The sequence below is a fragment of the Massilia sp. HP4 genome (genome assembly GCF_005222695.1).
In the GTDB taxonomy this organism is placed as follows: Bacteria; Pseudomonadota; Gammaproteobacteria; order Burkholderiales; family Burkholderiaceae_D; genus Telluria.
Map to the genome: position 1 here is coordinate 327,438 of NZ_STGG01000011.1, position 18,839 is coordinate 346,276.

The 18,839-nt window shown below is 65.2% G+C and carries 21 protein-coding genes and 1 tRNA gene; 10 read left to right on the forward strand and 12 right to left on the reverse strand.

The window, feature by feature from the left end; genetic code table 11:
* Nucleotide 1 precedes the first annotated feature (1 nt).
* The 7 genes from rplV to E8M83_RS05405 form a co-directional block, all read right to left on the reverse strand.
* On the reverse strand, nt 2-334 hold the full coding sequence (gene rplV / locus E8M83_RS05375) for a 50S ribosomal protein L22 (RefSeq protein WP_170976705.1): 333 nt from the start codon (nt 332-334) through the stop codon (nt 2-4).
* Nucleotides 331-606, reverse strand: coding sequence for a 30S ribosomal protein S19 (gene rpsS, locus E8M83_RS05380; RefSeq protein ID WP_137172337.1), 276 nt, complete (start codon nt 604-606; stop codon nt 331-333). Before rpsS ends, rplV begins: the two co-directional genes overlap by 4 nt.
* A gap of 9 nt (nt 607-615) precedes the next feature.
* Nucleotides 616-1,443: a 50S ribosomal protein L2 gene (gene rplB, locus E8M83_RS05385; protein ID WP_137172338.1), complete on the reverse strand. Its 828-nt coding sequence runs from the start codon at nt 1,441-1,443 to the stop codon at nt 616-618.
* Complete coding sequence (gene rplW, locus E8M83_RS05390) at nt 1,443-1,760, reverse strand: 50S ribosomal protein L23 (RefSeq protein ID WP_123069936.1); 318 nt, start codon at nt 1,758-1,760, stop codon at nt 1,443-1,445. Before rplW ends, rplB begins: the two co-directional genes overlap by 1 nt.
* The gene (gene rplD / locus E8M83_RS05395; protein ID WP_005663467.1) at nt 1,757-2,377 is read right to left on the reverse strand and encodes a 50S ribosomal protein L4; all 621 of its coding nucleotides are present in this window, start codon (nt 2,375-2,377) and stop codon (nt 1,757-1,759) included. The genes rplW and rplD overlap by 4 nt, the downstream gene beginning before the upstream one ends.
* A gap of 2 nt (nt 2,378-2,379) precedes the next feature.
* Nucleotides 2,380-3,036 carry a 50S ribosomal protein L3 gene (gene rplC / locus E8M83_RS05400; protein ID WP_137172339.1) on the reverse strand — a complete coding sequence of 219 codons (657 nt, stop codon included), beginning with the start codon at nt 3,034-3,036 and terminating at the stop codon, nt 2,380-2,382.
* 274 nt (nt 3,037-3,310) lie between these two features.
* Nucleotides 3,311-3,387 (reverse strand) — tRNA-Val (locus E8M83_RS05405).
* A gap of 430 nt (nt 3,388-3,817) precedes the next feature.
* Between E8M83_RS05405 and ggpS the strand changes: the two genes are divergently transcribed.
* From ggpS to E8M83_RS05420, 3 genes are read left to right on the forward strand one after another with little or no spacing between them, the layout of a single operon-like run.
* On the forward strand, nt 3,818-6,136 hold the full coding sequence (ggpS, locus tag E8M83_RS05410) for a glucosylglycerol-phosphate synthase (protein WP_137172340.1): 2,319 nt from the start codon (nt 3,818-3,820) through the stop codon (nt 6,134-6,136).
* Between the two features lie 30 nt (nt 6,137-6,166).
* Nucleotides 6,167-7,279 (forward strand): mechanosensitive ion channel family protein, encoded by a 1,113-nt coding sequence (locus tag E8M83_RS05415; RefSeq protein ID WP_137172341.1) that lies wholly within the window; start codon nt 6,167-6,169, stop codon nt 7,277-7,279.
* Nucleotides 7,280-7,299: 20 nt separating this feature from the next.
* The gene (locus tag E8M83_RS05420; protein WP_137172342.1) at nt 7,300-8,190 is read left to right on the forward strand and encodes an AraC family transcriptional regulator; all 891 of its coding nucleotides are present in this window, start codon (nt 7,300-7,302) and stop codon (nt 8,188-8,190) included.
* A 1-nt stretch (nt 8,191) separates the two neighbouring features.
* Here the strand turns inward: E8M83_RS05420 and E8M83_RS05425 are convergent, their stop codons facing one another.
* The gene (locus tag E8M83_RS05425; protein WP_137172343.1) at nt 8,192-8,947 is read right to left on the reverse strand and encodes an SDR family NAD(P)-dependent oxidoreductase; all 756 of its coding nucleotides are present in this window, start codon (nt 8,945-8,947) and stop codon (nt 8,192-8,194) included.
* A gap of 288 nt (nt 8,948-9,235) precedes the next feature.
* Here E8M83_RS05425 and E8M83_RS05430 point away from each other — a divergent pair, with 288 nt between their 5' ends.
* The 7 genes from E8M83_RS05430 to E8M83_RS05460 all read left to right on the forward strand — a co-directional run bounded on the left by E8M83_RS05430 (nt 9,236) and on the right by E8M83_RS05460 (nt 16,192).
* On the forward strand, nt 9,236-9,811 hold the full coding sequence (locus E8M83_RS05430; protein ID WP_137172344.1) for a TerD family protein: 576 nt from the start codon (nt 9,236-9,238) through the stop codon (nt 9,809-9,811).
* Nucleotides 9,812-9,905: 94 nt separating this feature from the next.
* Complete coding sequence (locus E8M83_RS05435) at nt 9,906-10,925, forward strand: ATP-grasp domain-containing protein (RefSeq protein ID WP_137172345.1); 1,020 nt, start codon at nt 9,906-9,908, stop codon at nt 10,923-10,925.
* A complete protein-coding gene (locus E8M83_RS05440) occupies nt 10,922-12,121 on the forward strand; it encodes a phosphoribosyltransferase domain-containing protein (protein ID WP_137172346.1) in 1,200 nt (399 codons plus the stop codon). The genes E8M83_RS05435 and E8M83_RS05440 overlap by 4 nt, the downstream gene beginning before the upstream one ends.
* Nucleotides 12,099-12,863 (forward strand): hypothetical protein, encoded by a 765-nt coding sequence (locus E8M83_RS05445; protein WP_137172347.1) that lies wholly within the window; start codon nt 12,099-12,101, stop codon nt 12,861-12,863. The genes E8M83_RS05440 and E8M83_RS05445 overlap by 23 nt, the downstream gene beginning before the upstream one ends.
* The gene (locus E8M83_RS05450; RefSeq protein ID WP_137172348.1) at nt 12,860-13,969 is read left to right on the forward strand and encodes a cysteine protease StiP family protein; all 1,110 of its coding nucleotides are present in this window, start codon (nt 12,860-12,862) and stop codon (nt 13,967-13,969) included. The genes E8M83_RS05445 and E8M83_RS05450 overlap by 4 nt, the downstream gene beginning before the upstream one ends.
* Complete coding sequence (locus tag E8M83_RS05455; protein WP_137172349.1) at nt 13,962-14,876, forward strand: HpcH/HpaI aldolase/citrate lyase family protein; 915 nt, start codon at nt 13,962-13,964, stop codon at nt 14,874-14,876. The genes E8M83_RS05450 and E8M83_RS05455 overlap by 8 nt, the downstream gene beginning before the upstream one ends.
* Entirely contained in the window at nt 14,873-16,192 is a 1,320-nt protein-coding gene (locus E8M83_RS05460; RefSeq protein WP_137172350.1) for a TerD family protein, read from the forward strand. The genes E8M83_RS05455 and E8M83_RS05460 overlap by 4 nt, the downstream gene beginning before the upstream one ends.
* Before the next feature lie 21 nt (nt 16,193-16,213).
* Here the strand turns inward: E8M83_RS05460 and E8M83_RS05465 are convergent, their stop codons facing one another.
* From E8M83_RS05465 to E8M83_RS05480, 4 genes are all read right to left on the reverse strand, one after another.
* On the reverse strand, nt 16,214-16,780 hold the full coding sequence (locus tag E8M83_RS05465) for a hypothetical protein (RefSeq protein ID WP_137172351.1): 567 nt from the start codon (nt 16,778-16,780) through the stop codon (nt 16,214-16,216).
* Nucleotides 16,777-17,679 (reverse strand): hypothetical protein, encoded by a 903-nt coding sequence (locus tag E8M83_RS05470; RefSeq protein ID WP_137172352.1) that lies wholly within the window; start codon nt 17,677-17,679, stop codon nt 16,777-16,779. Before E8M83_RS05470 ends, E8M83_RS05465 begins: the two co-directional genes overlap by 4 nt.
* A gap of 194 nt (nt 17,680-17,873) precedes the next feature.
* Nucleotides 17,874-18,188: a 30S ribosomal protein S10 gene (rpsJ, locus tag E8M83_RS05475; protein ID WP_136219921.1), complete on the reverse strand. Its 315-nt coding sequence runs from the start codon at nt 18,186-18,188 to the stop codon at nt 17,874-17,876.
* A 190-nt stretch (nt 18,189-18,378) separates the two neighbouring features.
* A partial coding sequence (locus E8M83_RS05480) for an EF-Tu/IF-2/RF-3 family GTPase (protein ID WP_267874184.1) occupies nt 18,379-18,839 on the reverse strand: 461 nt, incomplete at its 5' end.

An 18,839-nucleotide genomic window follows, 5' to 3' on the forward strand; every position in this document is an offset into this window, starting at 1 on the left:
CTTAGTTACCGACAGTCACGTAAACGTGACAGGATTGTTTGGAAATGCGATCGCCGCGGCCTTTTGCACGTGCAGTAAAGCGCTTGAGGATCGGGCCCTTTTCGACATAGATCTGAACCACTTTCAGTTCGTCGATGTCGGCGCCATCGTTGTGTTCCGCGTTGGCGATAGCCGACTCGAGAACCTTCTTGATGATGGTCGCGCCTTTTTTCGGGCTGAATTGCAGAATGTTGAGTGCTGCGTCAACTTTCTTGCCACGAATCAGATCGGCGACCAGGCGGCCTTTTTGTTCCGAAAGGCGCACGCCTTTGAGGATTGCTTTAGTTTCCATTATCGTTTCGCCTTCTTGTCAGCGGCGTGGCCCTTGAACGTACGGGTCAGCGCGAATTCGCCGAGCTTGTGGCCGACCATGTTCTCCGACACGTACACAGGCACGTGCACTTTGCCGTTGTGCACGGCGATCGTCAGACCGATGAAGTCTGGCGAGATCGTCGAGCGGCGCGACCAGGTTTTGACTGGCTTCTTGTCTTTGGTCGCTTGCGCGGCTTCGACTTTTTTCACCAGGTGGGCGTCAATGAACGGCCCTTTTTTCAATGAACGAGTCATTTTTTATCCTTATTTCTTGCCGCGGCGCGAAACGATCATCGACGACGTGCGCTTGTTCGAACGCGTACGCTTGCCCTTGGTCTGCTGGCCCCATGGCGACACTGGGTGACGGCCGGCTGCAGTTTTACCTTCACCACCACCGTGCGGGTGATCGACCGGGTTCATGACCACACCGCGGACGGTAGGACGAACACCGCGCCAGCGCATCGCGCCAGCCTTACCGATCTTGCGCAGGCTGTGTTCGGCATTGCCGACTTCGCCAACGGTAGCGCGGCACTCGATGTGCACGCGACGCACTTCACCCGAGCGCAGGCGAACCTGGGCGTAGGTGCCTTCACGGGCCATCAGCACGACGCCGGCGCCGGCGGTACGGGCCATCTGGGCACCCTTACCTGGCAGCATTTCGACGCAGTTCATCACGGTACCGACCGGGATGTTGCGGATTGGCAGGCAGTTACCCGACTTGATCGGAGCTTCCGCGCCGTTCATGATCGCGTCGCCGACAGCCATGCCCTTGGTGGCGATGATGTACTGACGCTCGCCGTCCGCGTAGCACAGCAGTGCGATGTGCGCGGTACGGTTCGGGTCGTATTCGATACGCTCGACCTTGGCAGGAATGCCGTCCTTCTGGCGCTTGAAGTCGACCAGACGGTAGTGCTGCTTGTGACCACCGCCTTTATGACGGGTGGTGATGTGACCGTTGTTGTTACGGCCGGCAGTTTTCGATTTCTTTTCAACCAGGGCTGCGAGCGGACGACCTTTGTACAGGCCTTCGGTCACAACTTTCACCATGCCGCGACGGCCTGGGGAGGTTGGCTTCATCTTTACGAGTGCCATTATTTAGCCTCCTCGACAAAATTGATTTCCTGGCCTGGCTTCAGGCACACGAAAGCACGCTTGGTGTGGTTGCGACGACCGGTGAAACGGCCCGAACGCTTTTGCTTGCCTTCGCGGTTCACGGTTTGCACCGATTCCACTTCGACCTTGAACAGCATCTCGACGGCAGCCTTGATTTCTGGCTTGGTCGCGTCAGGCAGGACCTTGAACACGATCTGCTCGTTCTTTTCCGCGACGAAGGTAGCCTTCTCGGAAATGATCGGAGCCAGCAGCACCTTCATCAGGCGCTCTTCGCTGAATTTGATTGCGGCGCTCATGCGTACATCTCCTCGATCTTGGCCAGAGCAGCTTTCGTGACCAGGACTTTTTTGTAGAACACCAGCGACATCGGATCAGCGTGCTTCGGCTCGACGACCAGCACGTGCGGCAGGTTGCGCGAAGCCAGTTCGAGGTTCTCATCGATGGTGTCGGTGATCACCAGGACCGATTCCAGGCCCATGGTCTGCAGTTTTTGCGACAGCAGCTTGGTCTTTGGAGCTTCGATCGACAGGTTCTCGACCACGTTCAGGCGGCCTTCGCGAGCCAGTTGCGAGAAGATCGAGCAGATACCTGCACGGAACATCTTCTTGTTAACTTTGTGCGAGAAGTTCTCGTCAGGGGTGTTCGGGAAGATACGACCACCGCCACGCCACAGAGGCGACGACGACATACCAGCACGAGCGCGGCCGGTACCTTTTTGGCGCCATGGCTTCTTGGTCGTGTGGTGGACTTCTTCACGGTCCTTCTGCTTGCGGTTGCCGCTACGTGCGTTGGCAGCGTAGGCGACGACGATCTGGTGAATCAGGGCTTCGTTGTATTCGCGACCGAACACTTCGTCGGTTGCTGCAACGTTGGCGCCAGCTTGACCTTGCTCATTCAGGAGCTTCAGTTCCATGCTTACGCTCCTTTCTTGGCTTTGGTTTTGACAGCTGGCTTGACGACCACTTGGCCGTTCTTCGCGCCAGGAACGGCACCCTTGATCAGCAGCAGCTGACGTTCGGTGTCGATGCGAGCCACTTCCAGGTTCTGGGTGGTGACGGTAACGTCGCCCATGTGACCGGTCATGCGCTTGCCTGGGAACACGCGGCCTGGATCCTGGGCCATACCGATCGAGCCAGGAACGTTGTGCGAACGCGAGTTACCGTGGGTCTGGCGACCCGAGGCGAAGTTGTGACGCTTGATGGTACCGGCGTAGCCCTTACCGATCGAGGTGCCTTGCACGTCGATTTTCTGGCCCACTTCGAACAGCGAAGCATCGATGGTGTCACCGGCTTTGAGTTCGGCGGCTTTGGTGGAATCGATGCGGAATTCTTTCAGCATCGTACCGGCTTCGACGCCAGCTTTGGCGAAGTGACCGGCAGCAGCTTTGGTCACGCGCGAAGCGCGACGTTGGCCGTAGACGACCTGAACTGCGGTGTAGCCATCAGTTTCAGGGGTTTTGATTTGCGCGACACGGTTGTTCGACACATCCAGCACAGTGACAGGGATCGAATCGCCGTCATCCGTGAAGATACGCATCATGCCAACCTTGCGACCGAGAAGGCCCAAGCTCATTTTTTCTCCATTCCCACCTACGATTGGGCGGGGGTAGTTGAACTACTAAATAATATGGGTAATAAAAGAGGCACCCATACCGAAGCCGGCTAGTATAACGCGCAAAAGGCTTCGGCGCAACAGGAAAAATCGGAGTCAAGACCGGCCTGTTGCGCTTTTCGCAGTAACTGGAGAAAGAAGAATCCGTTCGAGCTGAACGGCACAGAAAAGGCACACCGCTGCGCCTTTTCTCTACAGGCTACGACCATTGCTGGGAGCCTGCGATCTGGAAGTCTGGTGGGCGGTGCAGGATTCGAACCTGCGACCCCTTGGATGTCGACCAAGTATTCTAACCAGCTGAACTAACCGCCCGGGGAGCCGAATTATACGAGCCCTGCTCGCAGTTTTGCAATAGCTTTTTTCACATAGCTTTTTTCACCTGTGCATCGATTTGCCGCGCGTTGACGACGACCGGCGGTTTGCGGCGCTGCGAAATCGCGGGTTGTCGATGCCGCCGTGAAATGCTATTGTACAAATGCACTTCGAGGTAGGAAATGTCGCGCGCACCTGGCGCACGTGATTCCGGCATCCATGCCGGCGTTTCCTGTCCTCTTCCGCCTGGCGATAAGCCGGTGTGTCGATCGCGTATCCATATAGAGCACTGCGTAGAACATCGCGCCGATCCGCACCGCCCGCCTTTCTCCGGCCCGCGCGCCTCCCCGGCGAGCATCGTGGGCCCAGACCCGGTCCGCCACCCAACCCCGGCTGTATGGGGCGGACGCATCGCTGCAAAGGATGAAGAATGACCGTCATTGAATCCCGCCACTGGCCACGCCAGCTCGATCCCTCACGCCTGGTGCTGGCCACCGACCTCGATGGCACGCTGCTGGCCGGCACCCACGAGGCACGGCGCCATATCCGCGAACTGTTTTCGGGCGCCCTGCCAGACGCCAGGCTGGTGTTCGTCACCGGCCGCGGCCTGGAAACCGTCATTCCCCTGCTGTCCGATCCCACCGTTCCCCGGCCCCATTACATCATCGCCGACGTCGGCGCCACGATCGTCGATGCCGACCTGCGGCCGGTCGAACCGCTGGCGCAGAAAATCGCGTCGCGCTGGCCGGGCAGCCAGGCGGTATTGAAGGCGCTGGCCGGCTTCCCCGAACTGGTGCGCCAGTCGGTGCCGCAGGAACGCCGCGTCTCCTTCTATGCCACCGAGGACGCCATCACGCCCGCATTGCGCGCTGCGGTGGACGCCCTCGACTGCGACCTGCTGTTCTCGGCCGGCCGCTATCTCGACGTGCTGCCGCGCGGCGTCGGCAAGGGCGTGGCGGTGCGCCGCCTGGCCGAAGTGGCCGGCTTCGATCCGGCCCATATCGTGGTCGCCGGCGACACCCTCAACGACCTGTCGATGTTCGAGGCGGGCTTTCGCGGCGTGGTGGTCGGCGCCGCCGAGCCGGCGCTGGTGCAGGCGGTGCGCAAGATGCCGCGCGTGGTGGTGGCCGACGCCGCCGGCTGCGGCGGCATCCTGCAAGCCTTCGCCCGCCACGGCCTGCGCCTCGATGGCGACGCCGCATCCAACGAGGCGACGTCGTATGGCGAGGCCGAGCTGGTCATGGTCTATCACCGCCTGCCCTACGACGAAGTGGTGGAAAACGGCGTGACCTGCCAGCGCCGTCCGAAAAGCCCGAACGGCATCATGCCGACCCTGCTCAGCTTTTTCGCGGGCGGGCGCAAGGGTTCGTGGGTGGCCTGGTCGCAGCAGGCAAGCCGCACGCCAACCGGCTTCATCCCGCACGTCGCGGTCGATGCCCAGCGCTATCCGCAACTGAAGGCGGCGCGGATCCCCCTGACCGAAGACGACATCGACCAGTTCTATAAAAAATTCTCGAAGGAGGCGTTCTGGCCGATCATCTTCTCCTTCCCCGACAAGGCCGAATTCCGCCAGGACCACTGGGAACGCTTTCTCGAGGTGAACCGCCTGTTCGCCGAGCAGACCGCACGCGAGGCGGCGCCCGGCGCCACCGCCTGGATCCACGACTACAACCTGTGGATGGTGCCGGCCTTCCTGCGACCGCTGCGGCCCGACCTGACGATCGCCTTCTTCCACCATACGGCGTTTCCATCGTCCGACGTGTTCAACATCCTGCCGTGGCGCAACGACATCATCGGCAGCTTGCTGCAGTGCGACTACGTGGGCTTCCACATTCCGCGCTATGTCGAGAACTTCGTCGACGCCGCACGCTCCTGCGCGCCGGTCGAGGTGGGCGGCGCGGTGCCGTGCGCGCCGCGCTACCTGACCTTCGGTTGCGCGCTCGGGGTCGACCGCATGCACACCGTGCTCGAAGTGGGCGGGCGCCGCGTGACCCTCGGCGCCCATCCGGTGGGCACCAATGCGGGCCTGATCGAAGACCTGGCAAAGACCGCCGACGTCCAGCGCCAGCTCGAGGAATGGGATACCTACCTCGATGGCCGCACCGGCATCATCTCGATCGAGCGCCTCGACTACGTGAAGGGTTCGCTGGAAAAACTGCAGGCCTATGAAAGGATGCTGGAACAGCATCCCGAACTGCTGGGCAAGGTCATGCTGATCAACATCATCACGCCGGCGGCCTCGGGCATGGATATCTATGACAGCCTGCGCGAAGAACTGGACCGCGTGGTCGGTCGCATCAACGGCCGCTTCTCGACCCTGGACTGGGTGCCGGTGCGCTACTTCTACCGTTCGCTGCCCTTCGAAGAGGTGGTGGCCCACTACGCCGCCTGCGACGTCGCCTGGATCACGCCGCTGCGCGACGGCCTGAACCTGGTGGCCAAGGAATACGTCGCCACCCGCCACGCCATCGGGCGTCCGGGCACGCTGGTGCTGTCCGAATTCGCCGGCGCCGCGGTCGAGCTGCACGGGGCGCTGCTGGTCAATCCCTATGACCGCAATGCGATGAGCGCGACCCTGTACCACGCGCTGACCATGGGCGCCGACGAAGTGGCCTACCGCTCCGGACGCATGGCCGCGATCGTGAACGACCGCGACGTGACGCGCTGGGGCGACGACTTCCTGGCCACGCTGGCGGCCCTGCCGGCCGCTGGCGCCGACGATGCGGCGGACGAACGTTCCGCCGCCTGACAAACAACTGAAAAGGGAAATACGACAGTGATGGAATACCTCATCCTGAAAAATCCGGTCGCCGACTGGCTGGTCGCACTGGTCGTGGTGGCCGCCGTCGCGGCCGGACTCGACGCCGTCAAATCGATCCTGGCGCGGCGCCTGGCAGTTCTCGCTGCGAGCACCGACGCCAAATGGGACGATATCGCGGTGGCGGCGCTGCGTTCGACCAAGCTGCTGGTGCTGCTCATCGTCGGGCTCTATGCCGGCGCCAGCTTCCTGGCCTTGTCCGACAAGGCGCAACTGTTCATGAGCCGGGTCGCCATCACGGCAGTCCTGGTCCAGGTCGCGATCTGGGGCGACCACGCGCTGCGCACCTGGCTCAAGGCCAAGCGCGCCGAGCGCAGCGAAGACCCGGACCGCATCACCTCGTCGGCCGCGATCACCTTCCTGGTGCGGGTGCTGCTGTGGGCGGTGGTGGCGCTGATGATCCTGGACAACCTGGGCGTGAACATCACCACCCTGGTGGCCAGCCTGGGCATCGGCGGCATCGCCATCGCGCTGGCGGTGCAGAGCATCCTGGGCGACCTGTTCGCCTCGCTCTCGATCGTGCTCGACAAGCCGTTCGTGGTCGGCGACTTCATCATCGTCGGCACCATGCTGGGCACGGTCGAAAAGATCGGCCTCAAGACCACCCGGGTGCGCAGCCTCTCGGGCGAGCAGATCGTGTTCTCGAACAACGACCTGCTCACCAGCCGCGTGCAGAACCTGCGCCGGATGGAATCGCGCCGCGTCGTGTTCCAGTTCGCAGTGAGCCACCTGACGCCGGCGCCGGTGCTGCGCGAACTGTCGGAGATGATCAAGGAGATCGTCAGCGCCCAGCCTCAGGTGCGCTTCGACCGCGCCCACCTCTCCAGCATCGCCGCCCCCAGCTTCAACTATGAAACAGTGTACTACGTCGACAACACCGACTATGCCGTCTACATGACGACGCAGCAGGAAATCTACCTGGCCATCCTGGACGGCCTGGAACAGCGCGGCGTGGCGCTGGCGCTGCCGGTGCAGACGGTGACGCTGGCGCGCGCGGCCACCCCGGCGCAGCCGGAGCCGGGGCCGGTGACGTCGCTGCACAAGTCCGACGCCGGCGACGCCAGGGCCGCCTAGGATGGTCTACACTGGCGCACATGAAGAGCGAACTTCTCGACATCGTGCTGCGCCATGCGAACCACCACGCCGACCGCGACGGCGTGGCGCACACGCCGATCCCCGGCCTGGTGGCGATCCGTTCGTCCGAACGGTCGGCGCTGGCCTACCAGATCGCGCGTCCACTGGCCTGCCTGGTCCTGCAGGGCAGCAAGCAGGTCGCCATGGGCAGCGCCTCGTTCACCTTCAATGCGGGGGATTCCTTGCTGGTCATGGCCGACGTGCCTACTGTCAGCCAGGTGACAGAGGCCAGCGCCGCCGCGCCCTATTGCTCGCTGGTGCTGGACCTGGATCCGGCCGTGATCGCCGGCCTCTCGACCGAGATGGCCGCGCTCGATGAAGGCGACGCGGCGCCGGTGCGCAACGAACCGACCGACGCCCACCTGCACGACACCGCCCTGCGCCTGATGCGCCTGATCGAGCGGCCGGCCTCGATCCCGGTGCTGCAAGATGCCTTGATCCGCGAATTCCACTATTGGCTGCTGGCGGGCCGCCATGGCGCCGCGATCGGCCGCCTCGGCCTGCCCGACAGCCATGTGCGGCGCGTGGCGCGCGCGGTCGCTGTCCTGCGCCGCGACTATGCGCAGCGGCTGCCGGTCGAAAGCCTGGCGGCGCTGGCCGGCATGAGTCCCTCGTCCTTCCACCATCACTTTCGCGCGGTGACCTCGCTCACGCCGCTGCAATTCCAGAAGCAGCTGCGCCTGATCGAGGCGCGCCGCCTGATGCTTGCCGAGGGCGCCGGCGCCAGCCAGGCCGCGCATGCCGTGGGCTATGAAAGCGTGCAGCAGTTCACGCGTGAGTACGGGCGCATGTTCGGGCTGCCGCCGGTACGCGAGGTCAACGCCGTCCAGGGGCGCTTGCAGGCCGCCTGAATCAGATTGTCTGCCCACCCGACACCTCGATCCGCTGGCCATTGACCCAGCGGTTCTCGTCCCCCAGCAGGCTCGCGATCATGGGGCCGATATCGTCCGGCACCCCGACCCGTCCGAGCGCAGTCATGCCGGCGAAGACACCGTTCAGGTCCGGCGTGTCGCGCACCGCGCCGCCCAGGAAGTCGGTTTCGATGGCGCCCGGCGCCACCGTGTTGACGGCGATGCCGCGGCCACCCAATTCCTTCGCCAGATAAACGCTCAACACCTCGACCGCGCCCTTCACCGCCGCATAGGCGCCGAAGCCGGGGAAGGAGACGCGGGTCAGGCCGGTCGACAGGTTGACGATGCGCCCGCCGTCGGCCAGCAGCGGCAGCAGGGCTTGCGTGAGGAAGAACACGCCCTTGAAATGGACGTCGACCAGGCGGTCGAACTGGGCCTCGGTGGTGTCGAGGAAGGGCGCCATGTCGCCGTGGCCGGCGTTGTTGACCAGGTGGTCGAAGCTGTCGCGGCCCCAGGTGTCGCGCAGGCCGGCGCGCAGCAGGTCGGCGAAGGCCGCGAAACTGCCGATATTGCCGACGTCGAGCCGCAGCGCCAGCGCCTTGCGGCCCATGGCGCGGATTTCATCGACTACGGCCTGGGCGTCCTGCTCGCGGCTCTGGTAGGTGACGATCACATCGCCGCCCTTCCTGGCGATGTGCATTGCGGTGTTGCGGCCGAGGCCGCGGCTGGCGCCGGTGACGAGTGCGATCCTGTTCATGGTGTGCTCCTTCGGGTGGGGTGGAAGAGCAGCCAGTATCGGGTTCGCCCATGCTCTCCCGTTGCCGGAAGCTGGGCACTTTTTGCCTGATCCTCCAAACCAGGAAATGTGACATTCCGGGACCTTTCCGCGGCGTAAGTACGTACATACCTCTATGAAAAATGTTGAAAACCGGCCAGTCCAGCCCCATGTACAATTGATCAATTACCGCCTATATTGGCGGATGCATCCCCGATGGCGGCACGAACATCGCCGTCCATTTCATCCCTCAACGGAAAAGGAGTTCGCATGGCAATCAGTCTGCAAAAAGGCGGCAACGTCAACCTGAGCAAGGAAGCACCGGGCCTCACCAAGGTCATCATCGGCCTGGGCTGGGATCCACGCTCGACCGACGGTTCCGCCTTCGACCTGGACGGCAGCGCCTTCCTGCTGAAGGCCGACGCCAAGGTCCGCGGCGATACCGACTTCATCTTCTACAACAACCTCAAATCGAGCGACGGGTCGGTGACCCACGCCGGCGACAACACCGACGGCCAGGGCGAGGGCGACGACGAGAAGCTGACGGTCGACCTGGCGCGCGTGCCGGCCGACATCGACAAGGTCTCGTTCTGCGTCACCATCCACGACGCCGATGCGCGCCGCCAGAACTTCGGCCAGGTGGGCAAGGCCTATATCCGCTGCCTGAACGCCGCCGGCGAAGCCGAGATCGCGCGCTACGACCTGTCCGAAGACAGCTCGACCGAGACCGCGATGATCTTCGGTGAGCTGTACCGCGCCGGCAGCGAATGGAAGTTCCGCGCCGTCGGCCAGGGCTTCAAGGGCGGCCTCGGTCCGCTGGCCCGCTCGTTCGGCGTCAACGTCTAAGCGTTCAACCAGGGATCTTCCCTGACGGTCCGCGCCGCCTGGCGCGGACCAGCAATGCCACGCCAGTGGCCGATCATTCATCAAGAGAGCCCACATGCGCGTCTGGTACAACAGGACGTTTTCGTCCGTGAACGCGGCGATCAAGCTGATCCGCGAGGCCGATACCGAAGGCCGTTTCACCATCATCCACAGCAACGCCAACCGCCATGCACCGGCCGCGCGCCTGGCCCATGAATTCCATGTCGAGCCCACCGGCCTGAAAGGCGACGCCTACGTCGACTGGTGCCTTACGTTCTGCCGCGACCACGGGATCGACGTGTTCGTGCCGGGCCGCGAAGCGACCACCCTCGCCGCCGAACACGCGCGCTTCGCCGACGTGGGCACCCGCGTGCTCAGCGCCGCCCCGCCGGCGCAACTGAAACGCATCCACGACAAGGCCGACTTCTACGCAGCGACGGTGCTGCCGGACGCGCCGGTGGCCGCCTTCCGTCCCTTCGAGAACCTGGAACAGTTCGACGCCGCCTATGCCGAATTGCGCCCGCATTACAAGAAACTGTGCATCAAGCCGGCGCACGGCATCTATGGCCTGGGCTTCGCCATCGTCGACGAGGAGCGCAGCAGCGCTGCGCTGCTGATGAAAGGTGTCGAGTACCACATCGGTTACCAGGACCTGCGCCGCGGGCTGGCCGATATGGACACCTTTCCCACCATGCTGCTGATGGAATTCCTGGATGGTCCCGAGTACAGCGTCGACTGCGTGGGCGACCATGGGCGCCTGGTCAGCGCCGTGGTGCGCCGCAAGCTGCCGCAGGCCGGCAGCGGCCAGCTGATCGACATGCGCCAGGACATCCTGGACGCGACGGCGACCCTAGCCGCCGACTACCAGCTCAATGGCGTCTTCAACGCCCAGTTCCGCGAAGGCGGCGGACGTCCGCGCCTGCTGGAAATCAATCCGCGCATGTCGGGCGGGATCGGCATGGCCTGCCTGGCCGGTCCGAACCTGCCGTATATCGCGCTGCGCGGCTTCGCCTGCGGTTACGATGACCTCGACATACCGACGCCGCGCCATGGCATGCGCGTGGCCGAGGTCAGCGTCGCGACGGAGCTGGCATGAACGCACCGCATCCCGCATCCCTGTCCGCCTCGGTGCAGCGTATCGAACTCCCGACCGGCACGCTCGACCTGCGCATCGACAGCGGCGCCGCCGAACTCGACGCCCTGCTCGGCTTTGCCGCCCGCGCCAACGCCAAGCGCGGCTTCCTGTTCCTGAGCAAGGTGCTCGGCAAGCACTGGCCGGCGCGTCCGATCGACATGCTGATGGTGCACGAGCGCCTGGCCGCGACCGTGCCGCCGCTTGGCGGCGCGGTCCAGGGCCCGGTGGTCTTCATCGCCATGGCGGAAACCGCGATCGGCCTGGGCCAGGGCGTGTTCGAAGCCTGGCTGCGCGCCCATCCGGGCCAGCAGGCGCTGTTCCTGCACACCACCCGCTACCGGGTCGGCAACGGCCCGCTGATCGAATTCGAGGAAGCGCACAGCCACGCGCCGCGCCAGTTCCTGCACGCGCCGCTCGAGCCCGGGCTGCAGGCCCTGCTGCTCGCCGCGCGCACCCTGGTGCTGGTCGACGATGAAGCCAGCACCGGCAATACCTTCGTCAATCTGGCCGCCGCCTGCCGCCGCCTCAATCCCGGCCTGGAGCGCGTGCACCTGGCCACGATCACCAATTTCATGGGCCGCACCGCGACCGACGCGCTGGACAGCCGCTTCGGCATACCGGTCACGAGCGGTGCGCTCATCGAAGGTGAATTCACATTCGCGCAAGGCGCGCTGCCGCCCGACCAGGGCGCGGCCCAGCGCTACCAAGAACACGCCGACCGCGGCGCCAGCACCGACTTTGGACGCCTCGGCAGCGCGCGCGCCCTGCGCGCGCCCGAGGGGCTGGCCGCGCGCCTGGCGGGCGAATTCGCACCCGGCAGCCGGGTGCTGGTGCTGGGTACCGGCGAATTCATGCACGCTTCGACCCTGCTCGGCGCCGCCCTGCAGCGCCGTGGGGTGGACGTGGTGGTGCAGTCGACCACGCGCTCGCCGATCCTCACCTGGGGCGCGGTAGACCATGCCTTGACCTTCCCCGACAACTACGGCGAAGGCATCGCCAACTACCTGTACAACGTCGCGCCCGGCCAGTACGACCACGTGCTGGCCTGCCACGAGACCGCGCCCGGCCCGGCGCTGCACCAGCTGGCGCGCCTGCTCGACGCGCGCCTGTTCCACTTCCAGTCCGAGGACCACGTTGAAGAAGTTCCTGTTCGCTGACCTGGACGATACGCTGTTCCAGACCTTCGGCAAATGCGGCGCGCACCGGGACACCCCGGGCGCGCTCGAGCCGGCCGCCTATTACAAGGACGGCAGCATCTGTTCATACACCACGCCGGCCCAGCGCTCCTTCCTGGCGCTGCTGCAGGACGGGATGACGATGATCCCGACCACCGCGCGCGACCTCGACGGCCTGCGCCGGGTCTCGCTGCCGTTCGAGAGCTTCGCCGTCATCGATTATGGCGGCGTGGTGCTGGAACCGGGCGGCGCGGTCGACCAGCCCTGGCTGGACCGCATGCGCGCCGCCATGCACACGGCCCTGCCCGGCCTGCAGGAGCTGGCCGCCCACATCGACGAACACTGCGCGCGCACCGGCTATGGCGGCCGCGCGCGCATGATCGAGGATTTCGCGACACCGTTCTTCCTGGTGGTGAAGGATCCCGACAAACAGGCCGGGCGCCTGGCGCCGCTCGAAGAAAACGTAGTACGGCCCTGGATCGAGGATGGCGGCCGCGACTACTTCATCCACCGCAACGGCAATAACCTGGCGATCCTGCCCAAGGCGCTGAACAAGGCCAATGCGGTGGCCCACATCACCGCGCGCCTGAAGGCGGAGCATGGCGAGATCGTCACCTTCGGCATGGGCGACAGCCGCTCGGACGCGCGCTTCATGGCCGCCTGCGACTACGCCATCATCCCGCGCGGCACCCAGCTCGCCGGCATCACGGTGGGGGCACTGTGAGCGGCTGGGAGAATTTTTCCGGCAGCTACCGCGCGGGCGAGGTCAGCTTCCTGCTGCGGCGCCTGCCGCAGCAGGGCTTCGTCGACGTGGCCGAGAAGGAAGCCCTGATCCAGAGCGGCCGCCGTCACTACAGCCAGATGCTGTCGCCCGAATCGACGCCGTCGGAACGCTATATGCGGCTGTTCGACGAAGCCTGCCGCGCCAATAATGCGCGCATGGCGCGCGACTGCCTGCGCCTGGCCCAGCTGATCGCCGCACGCCCGCAGCACCGGCTGGCGCTGGTCTCGCTGGCGCGCGCCGGAACCCCGGTCGGCGTAGTGGTCGCGCGCCTGCTGCGCGAGCTGTTCGGGCGCGACGTCGCGCATTACTCGGTATCGATCGTGCGCGACCGCGGCATCGACGCCGCGGCCCTGCGCCACATCCTGGCGCACGGGCACCAGGCGGACAGCATCGTCTTCCTCGACGGCTGGACCGGCAAGGGCGTGATCGCACGCGAGCTGGCCAGCTCGGTCGAAGTATTCAACGTGCGCCACGGGACCCATATCGACGCCGGCCTGCACGTGCTGTCCGACCTGGCCGGCGCCGCCGCCTGCGCGGCCTCGTGCGACGACTACCTGATCCCGTCGAGCATCCTGAACGCCACGGTATCGGGCCTGGTGAGCCGCACCGTGATGAGCGAGGACATGCGCGCCGACGACTTCCACGGCTGCGTGTTCTACGAGCAGTTCGCGGATGCCGACCGCTCGCAATCGTTCGCCGACGAACTGGTAGTGTCGGCACTGTCGCTGGCGTGGACGCAATCGGGCACGCTGTCGCGCGTCGAGCCGATCGACGCCGCTGCGGCGCGCGAACGCTCGCAAACCTATATCGGCCAGGCGATGCGGCGCTACGGCGTGGCCGACGTCAACCTGGTCAAGCCCGGCATCGGCGAAGCCACGCGCGTGCTGCTGCGCCGCGTGCCGCGCCTGGTCGTGCTGCGCGACCCTGGCGCCGCCGAAGTGGCCCACCTGGCCGTGCTGGCCGAAGAAAAACAGGTGCCGGTCGAGATCGACCCGGACCTGCCCTATCACGCAATATCCCTGATCAGGAGTGCATCGGATGGCTAAATCACTGGGCGCGTCGCTGTACGTGCCGGCCAATCACAAGAACCTGACCGCGATCGCCAACGGCGACCGCCTGCCGCACGCGCGCTCGCTGATCTTCTGTACCGAGGATGCGATCGCCGACCGGGAACTCTCCTGGTCGCTGTTCAACCTGTCGGTGGTGCTGGCGAACATGCGCCTGGACGTGGCGGCCGACCGCTTCGTGCGGGTGCGCAATCCCGAAGTGCTGGCGCGCGTGCTGGCCATGCCCGGCGCCGAGAAACTGACCGGTTTCGTGCTGCCCAAGATCACGCGCCACAACTTCGACAGCTATTTCAAGCTGGTGCGCCAGACCGGGCACGTGCTGATGCCGACGCTGGAGACCGCCGAAGCCTTCGACGACGGCGAGATGCTGGGGCTGCGCGCCTTGCTGGAAGCGCCTGGCGTGCGGCATCGCATCCTGGCGCTGCGCATCGGCGGCAACGACCTACTGGCCCTGCTCGGCCTGCGCCGCCCGCGCGGCATGACCTTGTATCGCACGCCGCTCGGCCCGGTCATCTCGCGCCTGGTGACGACCTTCCGTCCCTACGGCTTCATGCTGACCGCGCCGGTATTCGAATACCTCGACCTGCCCGAACTGCTGGACCAGGAAGTGACCGAAGACCTGGCCCACGGCATGGTCGGCAAGACCGCCATTCATCCCACCCAGATCGCGCCGATCGAGCAGCATTTCAAGGTGACGCCGCAAGACCTGGCGGTGGCGCGCGCCATCCTCGATGCCTCGAGCCCGGCGGTATTCCGCATGGACGACGCGATGCAGGAAGTCGCGACCCACCGCGCCTGGGCCGAGCGCACCCTCGAACAATCGCGCCTGTTCGGCTCGCGCGCCGACCTGGGCCACAAACCATTCCTGGAAGGAGAACCCTCATGACTACCTTTGGACGCGGACAAAAGGGCAAGCTGGCCGATCTCGGCACTGGCCACGTTTTCAATGTCGACGTCGAGATCGCCGCCAACGGCGCCTCGGTCGACGTCTCCTGCTTCGGCCTCGATGCCAACGACAAGCTGTCGGACGACCGCTATATGGTGTTCTATAACCAGCTGGCGAGCCCCGAAGGCGCGGTGCGCCTGGACGTGAATGGCGGGCGCGCGCGCTTCGCCATCAACCTCGACGCTCTGCCGGCCTCGATCGCGAAGCTCGTGTTCGTGGCCGCGATCGACGGCGCGGCCACCATGCGCACGCTGGGCGCCAGCTCCCTCTCGCTGGGCAGCGCGGTGCGCTTCCCGTGGTCGGGCGCCGACTTCGGCGACGAGAAAGCGCTGATCGTGGCCGAACTCTACCGCCGCGACGGCCAGTGGCGCTTCGGCGCCGTCGGCCAGGGCTTCAATGGTGGCCTGTCGGCGTTGCTGGCGAACTTCGGCGGCACCGAGGCTGGGGCATCGACGCCAGCCGCGCCTGTGCCTGCCCCAGCGCCGGCACCAGCGCCGGCGCCGGCCAGGCCGGCGGTCTCGCTGTCCAAGGTCACCCTCGACAAGCGCGGCGACAAGATCTCGCTCGACAAGCGTCCCGGCGGCGGCTATGGCCGCATCCACGTCAACCTGAACTGGAACCAGGCCGCGATCGCGCCGCCGCCAGCCTCACCGCCACCGCCGCCCTCCTCGGCCGCGCGCGGCGGCGGCTTCCTCGACCGCCTGACCAGCATGGCGGGCGACCTTGCCAACAAGGCAGGCGAAATGGCCAACAAGGCCGGCGCGGCGCGCAAGGGCCGCAGCGGCATCGACCTCGACCTGGGCTGCATGTACGAGCTGGCCGATGGCCGCCGCGGCCTGGTCCAGGCGCTGGGCAACACCTTCGGCGACTACGAGCGCGAGCCCTTCATCCAGCTCGACGCCGACGACCGCACCGGCGCCGCAGCCAATGGCGAGAACCTGTTCATCAACGGCGAGCGCTTCGACCAGATCAAGCGCGCGGTGATCTTCTCCTTCATCTACGAAGGCGCGGCCAACTGGGGCGTGACCAATGGCGTGGTGACGGTCACGGCGCCAGGCCAGGCGCCGGTCGAAGTGAAACTCGATGGCGGCGACCGCCAGATCATGTGCGCGATCGCCCTGATCGAGAACCGCGGCGGCAACCTGGTGATCACCAAGCTGGCCGAGTACTTCCAGCAGCAGGGCATGACCAGCGCGCATGAGCTGATGGATCGGCATTACGGTTTTGGCATGCGCTGGAAGACTGGCAGTAAATAAGCCCTTTTCACGGCAGGGCTGCTACCACTTGCAGCCCTTGCCGGTGACCGTCTCGATGGCGAGCGGGATCAGCAGCAGTAAGTTCACTTCCGTGCCGCCGGAATACTTGGTCTGGCAATCCGGGTGTTTCGCCCTTCGCACCGCGCGCGACAGGTCGCTGTCGTCACTGGCGCGCAGCGGCGCCAGCCCGACCGGCCCATGTTCGCTGTCCACCTGGCGCGCGGCCGCGCGCAACGACTCCATATCGATCCGTCCCGGCTGCGCCGTCGCTCCCGGCGCCTCGGCCGCGGAAGCTTCCTTATTGGCCAAGACCGGCACCGCCACCCGTGCCGGTTCAACGGGCGCCGTTGCCGCTGGACGTCGTGCCGGCGAGCGTGACACGAGGGCCGGCCGAGGCTCGGCAGCGGCTGCTGCGGGCACGGGCATCCTTGGCGCCGCGATGATGGCAAGCTCGATGTACTCGGGCGGCGCCGGTTCGGGGCCACGACTTGGCGCGCCGCCGTGCTGCAGCAGCGCGAATCCGAGCAGGACATGGCCCAGTACGATCAGCGCACCGGGGCCGATCTGCGGCAATGGGAGCCGTTTCAAGCCGTCAGCCGCCGGCACAGCCGCGTCGCCAGCAGTTCGGGACGGTCGAGGTACAGGAACACATGGCGCGGCAGGCGCCTTTTCACCTGCCAGTGCAGGATGTCGACCCGCGCATCGTCTGCAAGTACCAGCACGCAGTTCGGCTGGTCGAACGGCGTCACCAGCAGGGTATCGCGGCGCGCCACGCCGTGGCGCCGGCGCCAGGCCGGCAGCGGCGCATCGACCGTCTCGAGGCGCGCGATCGCCGACAACGGCAGCACGCCATCGACGCGGGCACCCACGCGCAGGTGGAGTTCCTCGTCGGTCATGACATGGCGCCCGGCTCCGATATGCCAGCGGTCGCCCAGCACCCAGGCCAGCGTGTACAGCACCGCGGCAGCGCCGAGGGTGTGCAGCAAGGCCAGCTGGTTGGGGTCCTTGACGAACAGGTTCAGCAGCAGGACGTGGACCGGCAACTCCAGCAGCAGGCTCACGAACACCAGGGCGGTCGCGGTGTCGTAGGCGCCGCGTTCGAGATAGCCTAGCGCGACGCCATCCGGCAGCGGACCGGGCGCAGGCTGGCGCCGCAGGCGTTGCCAGCAGCCGATCCACAGCAGGCGGTCGAGCTTCAGCATGCCCACCAGTTCGGGCGGCAGCAGCGCCGCCACGCGTGCATGCCATGACGCCCGGGCCGCATGCGCGCCGCGCAGGCGCTGCCAGGCGTCCGGCGCGTGGGCGAGATCTTTCGCCATCATCAGCAGCAGGGGTATTGCCAGGCCGGCGCTGCGCAGGAAGGGCTTGACGGCATCGGGGGCAAACACCTTGACGATAGAAACCGGGAACAGGGAAGCAAGGCCCAAGCCGGCGAGATCGCGCCATGAGGTGGCGCGCAGGGTCTGGGCAAAGGGAAGCTGAGGCATGGGGCGGCAATCGGACAACGAAACATGTCGATTACATCACGCCAATGCCTGACGGACAACGATTGATGTGCGCCGCTGCTCACTTCATGCGAGCCGCATGCGCCACGCTGAAATGACAAGGGCCGGATCGCCCATTGAAGGTCGATCCGGCCCTTGCAGCGCTGGCGGACGAATCCGCCGGCACTTATACGGTATTACTGCAGCTTGATTTCGACGTCGACGCCAGCTGGCAGGTCCAGCTTCATCAGTGCGTCAACGGTCTTGTCGGTCGGGTCCACGATGTCCATCAGACGCTGGTGCGTACGGATTTCGAACTGGTCGCGCGAGGTCTTGTTCACGTGTGGCGAACGCAGCACGTCGAAACGCTGGATGCGGGTTGGCAGTGGGACTGGGCCCTTGACGACGGCGCCGGTACGCTTGGCGGTGTCGACGATTTCCAGAGCCGATTGGTCGATCAGCTTGTAGTCGAATGCTTTGAGGCGAATACGGATTTTCTGGTTAGCGGACATGCTATTTCCTTTAAAAGAACGTTCCGGCTTATTGCCGGCAATGTGGTCAAGACACTTCGGTACTGCTCAAGAGGCGGGAGTATAGCATCGTTCCCGCTCAAACAGATGGGGACAGACCAAAAAGTCTGTCCCCATCGTTGTGCTGGAGAGACTCCGTGAGGAGTCCATCCAGCGATCCCGGCCTGATGAATTAGGCCAGGATTTTTGCAACAACGCCGGCGCCGACGGTACGGCCGCCTTCGCGGATTGCGAAGCGCAGACCTTCTTCCATCGCGATCGGAGCGATCAGCTTGACGGTGATCGAGACGTTATCGCCTGGCATGACCATTTCTTTGTCTGCTGGCAGCTCGATCGAACCGGTCACGTCAGTCGTACGGAAGTAGAACTGAGGACGATAGTTGTTGAAGAACGGGGTGTGGCGGCCGCCTTCGTCTTTCGACAGGACGTAGATCTCACCGGTGAAGTGGTTGTGCGGCTTGATCGAGCCTGGCTTTGCCAGGACTTGACCACGTTGCACGTCTTCACGCTTGGTGCCGCGCAGCAGCAGGCCGACGTTGTCGCCAGCTTGACCCTGGTCCAGCAGCTTGCGGAACATTTCCACGCCGGTGCAGGTGGTCTTGACGGTGTCGACGATACCGATGATTTCGATCT

Coding starts and splice junctions, on each gene's coding strand:
- E8M83_RS05440 (WP_137172346.1), top strand. CDS start 10,922: ATGAACGCACCGCATCCCGCATCCCTGTCCGCCTCGGTGCAGCGTATC.
- rplD (WP_005663467.1), bottom strand. CDS start 2,377: ATGGAACTGAAGCTCCTGAATGAGCAAGGTCAAGCTGGCGCCAACGTT.
- E8M83_RS05420 (WP_137172342.1), top strand. CDS start 7,300: ATGAAGAGCGAACTTCTCGACATCGTGCTGCGCCATGCGAACCACCAC.
- ggpS (WP_137172340.1), top strand. CDS start 3,818: ATGACCGTCATTGAATCCCGCCACTGGCCACGCCAGCTCGATCCCTCA.
- E8M83_RS05455 (WP_137172349.1), top strand. CDS start 13,962: ATGGCTAAATCACTGGGCGCGTCGCTGTACGTGCCGGCCAATCACAAG.
- E8M83_RS05430 (WP_137172344.1), top strand. CDS start 9,236: ATGGCAATCAGTCTGCAAAAAGGCGGCAACGTCAACCTGAGCAAGGAA.
- rplC (WP_137172339.1), bottom strand. CDS start 3,036: ATGAGCTTGGGCCTTCTCGGTCGCAAGGTTGGCATGATGCGTATCTTC.
- E8M83_RS05460 (WP_137172350.1), top strand. CDS start 14,873: ATGACTACCTTTGGACGCGGACAAAAGGGCAAGCTGGCCGATCTCGGC.
- rpsJ (WP_136219921.1), bottom strand. CDS start 18,188: ATGTCCGCTAACCAGAAAATCCGTATTCGCCTCAAAGCATTCGACTAC.
- rplB (WP_137172338.1), bottom strand. CDS start 1,443: ATGGCACTCGTAAAGATGAAGCCAACCTCCCCAGGCCGTCGCGGCATG.
- E8M83_RS05415 (WP_137172341.1), top strand. CDS start 6,167: ATGGAATACCTCATCCTGAAAAATCCGGTCGCCGACTGGCTGGTCGCA.
- E8M83_RS05425 (WP_137172343.1), bottom strand. CDS start 8,947: ATGAACAGGATCGCACTCGTCACCGGCGCCAGCCGCGGCCTCGGCCGC.
- E8M83_RS05435 (WP_137172345.1), top strand. CDS start 9,906: ATGCGCGTCTGGTACAACAGGACGTTTTCGTCCGTGAACGCGGCGATC.
- rplW (WP_123069936.1), bottom strand. CDS start 1,760: ATGAGCGCCGCAATCAAATTCAGCGAAGAGCGCCTGATGAAGGTGCTG.
- rpsS (WP_137172337.1), bottom strand. CDS start 606: ATGACTCGTTCATTGAAAAAAGGGCCGTTCATTGACGCCCACCTGGTG.
- E8M83_RS05470 (WP_137172352.1), bottom strand. CDS start 17,679: ATGCCTCAGCTTCCCTTTGCCCAGACCCTGCGCGCCACCTCATGGCGC.